Consider the following 6483-nt stretch of genomic DNA (forward strand, 5'->3'; position numbering starts at 1 on the left):
GGATTTGAATGTGGGGAGAATCGCTGAAAAACACCCTTCCCGCAACGACGGAGGTACTGGATATGAGTGCCCATGTCCGTTTGATCAAAAGCGAGGGGGGCGATGGGATGGATGCGGAAGATCATCACGGAGGATACGATCCCCACTATTGGCTTGATATTGACAATATGATCATAATGACGAAAGTAGTGAAAGAGGAATTGTCCCGTCTTTTTCCCGAAAAAGCGGCTGCATTCGAGACCTCTGCACAAGCCTATATCGGACGGTTGGAAAAACTGAAATCGGACTATCATACCGGATTGAAGGGGTGTAAAAACCGGATTCTGGTTTCAAACCATAGAGCATTCGGGTATTTGGCACAGGCAAACGGTTTGGAAGCGGTTTCCGTTATCGGCCTTTCCTCCGATGAGCAGCCCAGTGCAAAAGTGATCGGAAAGGTGATTGCTCTGGTTAAAGAGCATGGGATAAAAACCATCTTTTTCGAGGAGTTTATCAACGATAATGTGGCGCAGACCATTGCACGCGAAAGCGGTGCGCGTTCCGAGTCGCTTCAACCGCTCGAAAATATCAGCGAAGATGAGTTAAAATCGCATCAAACTTACGAGTCGATTATGCGTGAAAACTTAGCCAAATTGACTGAAGCGATGGAGTGTCGTTGAAATTTGCCCCGAGCCTTTTTGAAGTTCGAAATCTGAGTTTTACCCGAGGGGGGAATGAAGTCCTTAAATCGGTCAATCTCTCAATTCTGGAAGGGGAGTACTGTGCCATTATCGGACCCAACGGCGGAGGAAAAACAACTCTCGTCCGTCTCCTGATGGGATTGGAAAAACCCACCTCCGGGTCGATCAAGCTTTTCGGGACCGATCAGGCCAAATTTCGTGCATGGAATCGGATCGGATACGTTCCGCAGCGCTCCGCTTTGGTAGATGCGTCGTTTCCGGCAACGGTACGCGAAGTGGTTGCGATGGGACGGTATGCACAACGGGGGATATTGGGTTTTGAATCCACCGAAGATAGTGAAGCGATTGAAGAATCGATGGTGCAGATGGGGGTAGCGGATTTGCGTGACCGTCTTATCGGACATCTCTCCGGCGGGCAGCGTCAGAGGGTGATGATCGCCCGCGCATTGGCATCGCATCCGCAGGTTTTAATTGTCGATGAACCCAATACCGGGGTAGATGTAGAGTCTCAGCACCGTTTTTACGAACTGCTCCGATTTTTAAATAAAACCCGTCGTATCAGTATTTTGTTTATTACCCATGATGTCGGGGTGATTGCGGAGGATATTTCGAAACTCTTTTTTGTTAATCAGACCCTTCTTTTGTCCCAAACTCCCCAAGAGATGCTTCGATGTGATGCGATGAGCCGTTTGTACGGTACGCCTGCCCATGTCGTCAGTCACAACCATTAGGATGCTGTTATGATGGAGATGTTACATTATCCTTTTATGCAGCGCGCATTTGCCGCCGGGTTGATTATTGCCCTGTTGGCGGCAATGAGCGGCTCATTTATCGTGCTGCGCCGTTATTCGCTTCTGAGTGAGACCCTTGCGCATGTCTCTCTCGTAGGGGTTTCGGTAGGGCTTCTTTTCGGTCTGAGCCCGTTGTGGATGGCGGTTGCCGCGTCGTTGATCGCCTCATGGTCGATCGAATATTTGCGGAGTGTTCACGGGATGTATTCGGATTCGATACTGGCGATTTTTCTCTCCGGATCACTGGCCCTGGCCATCGTGATCGTCTCCATCTCGGGGTCATTCAACGCATCGCTCTTTAGTTACCTTTTTGGATCGATCCTCTCGGTAAGTAATGATGATTTGATGATTATGGCTTTTTTCGGTTCCATTGCTATGGTATTGCTGACCTTATTTTTTAAAGAGCTCTACTTCATCGCTTTCGACGAAGAGGTGGCGCGCACCAGCGGTATCCGCGTTACGGCACTTAATTTTATGCTTGTCAGTATCATTGCGCTCATTATTGCCCTCTCGATCCGTGTTGTCGGTACCCTGCTGATCGGTGCTTTGATGGTGATCCCTCCCGTCGCGGCAATCCGGTTTGGGATGGGATTTTTCAAGACGACCCTCCTCTCCATCGCCATTGCCCTTGTTTCGGTCGTGATTGGTTTGAGTACTTCCTTTTTCTTCTCACTCCCCAGTGGTGCGGCGATTGTATTGTCCCTTCTCGTCATATTTGTTATAGCTCTGGCAGTGAACCGTCGATGAGGGTATGCGAAGAGTTTTCCCGTTACGCAGCACAATACGGGATGCACAATGTTATTCAAGCCAAAGTTGCCCAAAAGCTGGTAGCAGATACGGACGATACCCCTAAAAAAATTCTCGATCTCGGATGCGGGAATGGAACCCTTTTTTCGCAGATCACTTGGAATATAGAGTATTTTACCGGGGTTGATTTTTCCGAGTCAATGCTCGAACATCATCCCAATCCTGCACCCGTCACGCTGATGCTTGGGGATTTCAATGACCCTTCCCTCTTTGATAAACTCTCCCGAATGCAGTACGACCGTATCTATTCCGCTTCTGCGCTGCAGTGGTCGAATGATCTCAATACGGTTTTCAAATCGATCAGCGACTTGCTCAGTCCGGTCTCTCTTGCCCTCTTCACCTCAGGCACCTTCGAAACTTTATACAAAACGGCGGGACTTTCCCCCATCTTGAAATCCGCCGATGAAGTGATTGAAATAGCGAACCGCCATTTTAAAGCTGAATATGAGATTATCCGCTATGTACTTGAGTTTGAATCGGTGCGGGAGATGTTCCGTTACATCAAACGCAGCGGGGTAAGCGGCGGACGCCGTGTCCTCGATGTGGCGCAGACAAAAGCGCTGATGCGGGAGTATCCGTTGAATTATCTTGAATTTGAGGTGGTGTTTATTGCATCGTGAGAGATGTTTCGATAGCGGATATCAAAACACCATCTCGCTAAAAAGCGGTCGTTCATCTCTCTTTTCGGACATACATTTTACTCTTAACCCTTCCAGCACTTCATAGGTTTTCCCCTCTTTGAACAAGCACAGCGAGAGCATATCCTCCAACAGACATCCGAATGCCCGCACTTCGATTTTTTCCAGCTCTTTTTGATAGGGTTCGTAAAAGCTTGCCGCACCAAAGTCGCCCAGATAGCAGTGGTCATCGTCATTTATCAGAATGTTATGGGCATACAGATCGCCATGCATTATTCCGCGCGCATGCAGATGTGCAGCGGCGGAGGCGATCTCTTTGGCTACGGTACGGATCGTTTGAAGGGTAAAGCGAGTTCCCGCTTTAAAAGTATCTCGTGTACAGGTCTCAAAATCGGGAGGAAGGCCGAGATTCCGGTAGAGATTTGGGATGTATTCCAGCACTAATCCCAACCGCTCACTCTCCTTAAGCTTTGCCAGTATTTTGATAAGGTTGGGGTGCTCTCCGACACCCATGTAGGCGTTCATTTCATCATGAGCATATCCGTCGCTTGTAATCGAACCTTTGAAAAGTTTGAGTGCTATCTCATCTTTATGGGCAGGGGAGTAGGCTTTGAAAATTTCGCCCGATGCTCCGGAACCAAGCCTCTCTTTGACCTCCAGTGTTTCATAGGTGATCTCTTGAAGTTCAAATTTCCGGCTTCCGCTACACGGATTTCCCGAAAATGCGAGCCATGAAAGTTTCGGAAGTGAAAGGAGCCATGAAGGGATCGTCTCAAGCTGATTTGCCGAGAGCCGAAGAAGCTCAAGATTTCTGCATGCCGCCATTTCATCCGGGAGTTTTGTGATCCGGTTGCCGGCAAGGGCGCATTTTTGAAGTTTATGCAAATTGCCGATAGAGTGAGGCAGTTGCGTAAGCCTGTTATCGGTCAGAATCAGCCAGCTAATCGTATGGGGAAGAATATTTTCATGAAATGTTTCTATTTGGTTTGATTTAAAACCTAACATGGTGAGATTTTCACACCCTTTGAGAGACGAGGGGAAGGTAGTAAAATGATTATTGGAAAAAAAAGCAATTTTCAGTTTTTTCAGTTTACTCATACCTTCAGGGAGAGTTGAAAGGAGGTTATTGCTTAAATCGAGAATTTCCAGAGTATCGGCCAATTCAAATATCTCTTCGGGAAAAGAGATAAGATTTTCTGAAATAGTTAACCGTTTAATCCCTTTCAGTTCACCTGAACGTAGTTGTGCCAATGTATGCATAAATCCCTTTGAATGATCATTTTGGGAATTCTAACAAATTTACCCTTTATCGTTTTGCAGCGTTGCCAGATGATCGATATACACGTCCAGATGTTCATCCATCATTTTGTAAAAATCCTTGGTAAAAAGCTCTTGCATTTTTACTTTGTCTATTGCGAGATCAGAGCTCATTCGGGATGCTTCAAATGCGCTGTACCGTGCCGCAGCGTAGCGAATGGCTGTCCCCGCCAAACCAGACGTATCTTGTTGAGCGATCGCATTAGCCATTGCTATAAATTGGTCAGCCGCATCGTAAAGTGCTTTTTTATTGGCTTTGTGGTCCATGATTTTCCTTTTATTTTGTGATGATTGTACTGCAGTTTAGCAAACAAGAGCGTTACCATCAATTTAAACAATTTTATAATCATAACGTAAATAAAAAGCGCTATACTAATAAAAATTCAAAGTACACTACAGAATAAATATAAAGGAGATTTAGATGCGCGGAATCGAAAAATACGCAAATTTACACGAAGTGATACCGAATCTGATGCCGGTATTGGTTGAAGCGATCCAGTCTGAATTCTTGGAGATTAAAAAGATTAATCGTGAATGTGAAAAATTTATCGCATCGTGTGGCCGTTTTCCGGAACTTAAAAATGCTGAATATGTTATTTTTTCGCAACACATTAAAAAAAATGAGCATAAAAATGAAATATTTGTATTTATTGACAAAGAGGGAGCTACGATTCGTCATCTGACCGGACATGAGATGGAACTTTATGGATTGCTGGATTCGTGTTCAAATCTCCATTTAAGTGATGAATATCTTGAATCTCAAAAACATTGTAATGACGATGACTGCCGCCGTTGAATTGTATTTTTGTAAAAAAAGAGATTTTTGGCCTCCTTGGAGGCAATTTTCAGCGGTAAGTGAAACGAAAGTAATTCTCCGTTTTTAGGAGAGTAAATTCTCTTTTTCTAGTGCATAGAGCTCATATCGGATCTGTTTGAACCGTTCACTCATAGCCGGATCCGTAATCTTATAAAGCTCTTCCAAAACACGTGAAGACTCTTGACCCCGCTTATAATTTGCAATTAAAATACTGCGTAAATCGGTTCGATTCATTTCACTTTCCGTTGTTGGACGCAAAACATCATTTATACTGTCGCGTGATACGAGAAGCAATTCGAGCGGTTCGATGCGGCATTGATGACGAAGAGTTTTGAGTTTAGAGGAAAGAATCTTATTATTGTGGACATATCGTGCACAATCTTCGATAACACGAATACCCTCTTTTAGACGGTTGAGATTGGCATCCACCACCCGGTAGAGTTCCGGGGGGAGGATGTTAGTCGTCGCTGCTGCCACCGAAAATCCCGAAGATTTGAAGGAGAGTGACAAAGAGGTTGAAGAAATCCAGATACAAAGCGATTGCCCCGTCCATTGGTGTTTCATAGGCACCGCGGATCACGTTTTGAGTATCAATCAAAACCATAACACTGATGACAAGCAAGAAAATACCTTGAATCGCAACATGCAATAACGGGCTTTTCAAAACAAATACATTAATCAGCGATACGACCATAATGATAAGAAAAGCGATCATAATCGGCTTTGTCCATGTGGTAAAATCTTTTGCGCTTTTAATTGCGAAAAAACTAAGACCGCCAAAGAGTGCCGCCGTCATAAAAAAAGCATTGCCGACAATAGTAGCACCGCCTGCCATTCCGAGGATATGGCTAAGGAGCGGGGTGATGATGACACCGCTTGCAAAGGTAAACCCGAACAAGCCGATCATGTTGACACCCGGCTTATTTTTAATCATTTGAAGACCGAACATTCCAAAGAGCATCCACGGAATTGCAATCCACCAGTAATTAGCGGCAACGATGCCCGCAAAAGGCATCCCTACATAAGCACCTACACCACCCGCCAACATGGATGCGGCAAACAATTTATAAGTCTCTTTGACAAATGATACGATCTGCGCTTCGTTTCTGCTAGCGCTCTCGTAGCCAAAAGCACCTTCCCGTGCGTATTCTCGATCATATAAAGCCATGGCTTTTCCTTGTAATAGAATAATATAAAAGTGATTATACTGAAGTTCGATTAACCATTGGTTGGTAATCACGATAAATACATACATTAATTAATGGGGATATAAATAAAATGGTGCTTCGTTTAACAATTTCACTAAAATTACGAATTCTTTGGAATTTCTCTTGACATTTCATAATATTTCCCCTATAATTCCCGTCCACAAACGCTGATAGGCCTTGAGTTAAGGTTTAGAGTTTGAGTTTGCGATCATTGAAAACTAAGCA

Annotated in this window: 9 protein-coding genes; 5 read left to right on the top strand and 4 right to left on the bottom strand. The window is 44.8% G+C overall.

From position 1 onward, the window contains the following. The first annotated feature begins 62 nt into the window (after nucleotides 1-62). From M0P91_RS14790 to M0P91_RS14805, 4 genes are read left to right on the top strand one after another with little or no spacing between them, the layout of a single operon-like run. A complete protein-coding gene (locus M0P91_RS14790) occupies nucleotides 63-659 on the top strand; it encodes a zinc ABC transporter substrate-binding protein (RefSeq protein ID WP_295069173.1) in 597 nt (198 codons plus the stop codon). Beyond that, nucleotides 650-1411, top strand: a complete 762-nt coding sequence (locus tag M0P91_RS14795) for a metal ABC transporter ATP-binding protein (protein ID WP_295069177.1) — start codon at nucleotides 650-652, stop codon at nucleotides 1409-1411. The genes M0P91_RS14790 and M0P91_RS14795 overlap by 10 nt, the downstream gene beginning before the upstream one ends. Before the next feature lie 9 nt (nucleotides 1412-1420). Then, complete coding sequence (locus tag M0P91_RS14800) at nucleotides 1421-2218, top strand: metal ABC transporter permease (RefSeq protein WP_295069180.1); 798 nt, start codon at nucleotides 1421-1423, stop codon at nucleotides 2216-2218. Beyond that, a complete protein-coding gene (locus M0P91_RS14805; protein ID WP_295069182.1) occupies nucleotides 2215-2898 on the top strand; it encodes a methyltransferase domain-containing protein in 684 nt (227 codons plus the stop codon). Before M0P91_RS14800 ends, M0P91_RS14805 begins: the two co-directional genes overlap by 4 nt. Before the next feature lie 21 nt (nucleotides 2899-2919). Here the strand turns inward: M0P91_RS14805 and M0P91_RS14810 are convergent, their stop codons facing one another. Both M0P91_RS14810 and M0P91_RS14815 read right to left on the bottom strand, forming a co-directional pair. Next, nucleotides 2920-4176 (bottom strand): protein kinase, encoded by a 1257-nt coding sequence (locus M0P91_RS14810; RefSeq protein WP_295069185.1) that lies wholly within the window; start codon nucleotides 4174-4176, stop codon nucleotides 2920-2922. A 39-nt stretch (nucleotides 4177-4215) separates the two neighbouring features. Further along, entirely contained in the window at nucleotides 4216-4500 is a 285-nt protein-coding gene (locus tag M0P91_RS14815; RefSeq protein WP_295069188.1) for a DUF3144 domain-containing protein, read from the bottom strand. Nucleotides 4501-4654: 154 nt separating this feature from the next. Here M0P91_RS14815 and M0P91_RS14820 point away from each other — a divergent pair, with 154 nt between their 5' ends. Next, nucleotides 4655-5029: a hypothetical protein gene (locus M0P91_RS14820; RefSeq protein ID WP_295069190.1), complete on the top strand. Its 375-nt coding sequence runs from the start codon at nucleotides 4655-4657 to the stop codon at nucleotides 5027-5029. Between the two features lie 84 nt (nucleotides 5030-5113). Here M0P91_RS14820 and M0P91_RS14825 read toward each other — a convergent pair whose 3' ends face one another. Further along, nucleotides 5114-5527 carry a thiamine-phosphate pyrophosphorylase gene (locus tag M0P91_RS14825; RefSeq protein WP_295069192.1) on the bottom strand — a complete coding sequence of 138 codons (414 nt, stop codon included), beginning with the start codon at nucleotides 5525-5527 and terminating at the stop codon, nucleotides 5114-5116. Further along, nucleotides 5508-6218: a Bax inhibitor-1/YccA family protein gene (locus M0P91_RS14830; RefSeq protein ID WP_295069195.1), complete on the bottom strand. Its 711-nt coding sequence runs from the start codon at nucleotides 6216-6218 to the stop codon at nucleotides 5508-5510. Before M0P91_RS14830 ends, M0P91_RS14825 begins: the two co-directional genes overlap by 20 nt. Nucleotides 6219-6483 lie beyond the last annotated feature (265 nt).

Source organism: Sulfuricurvum sp. (assembly GCF_023229695.1).
Classification (GTDB): Bacteria; Campylobacterota; Campylobacteria; order Campylobacterales; family Sulfurimonadaceae; genus Sulfuricurvum.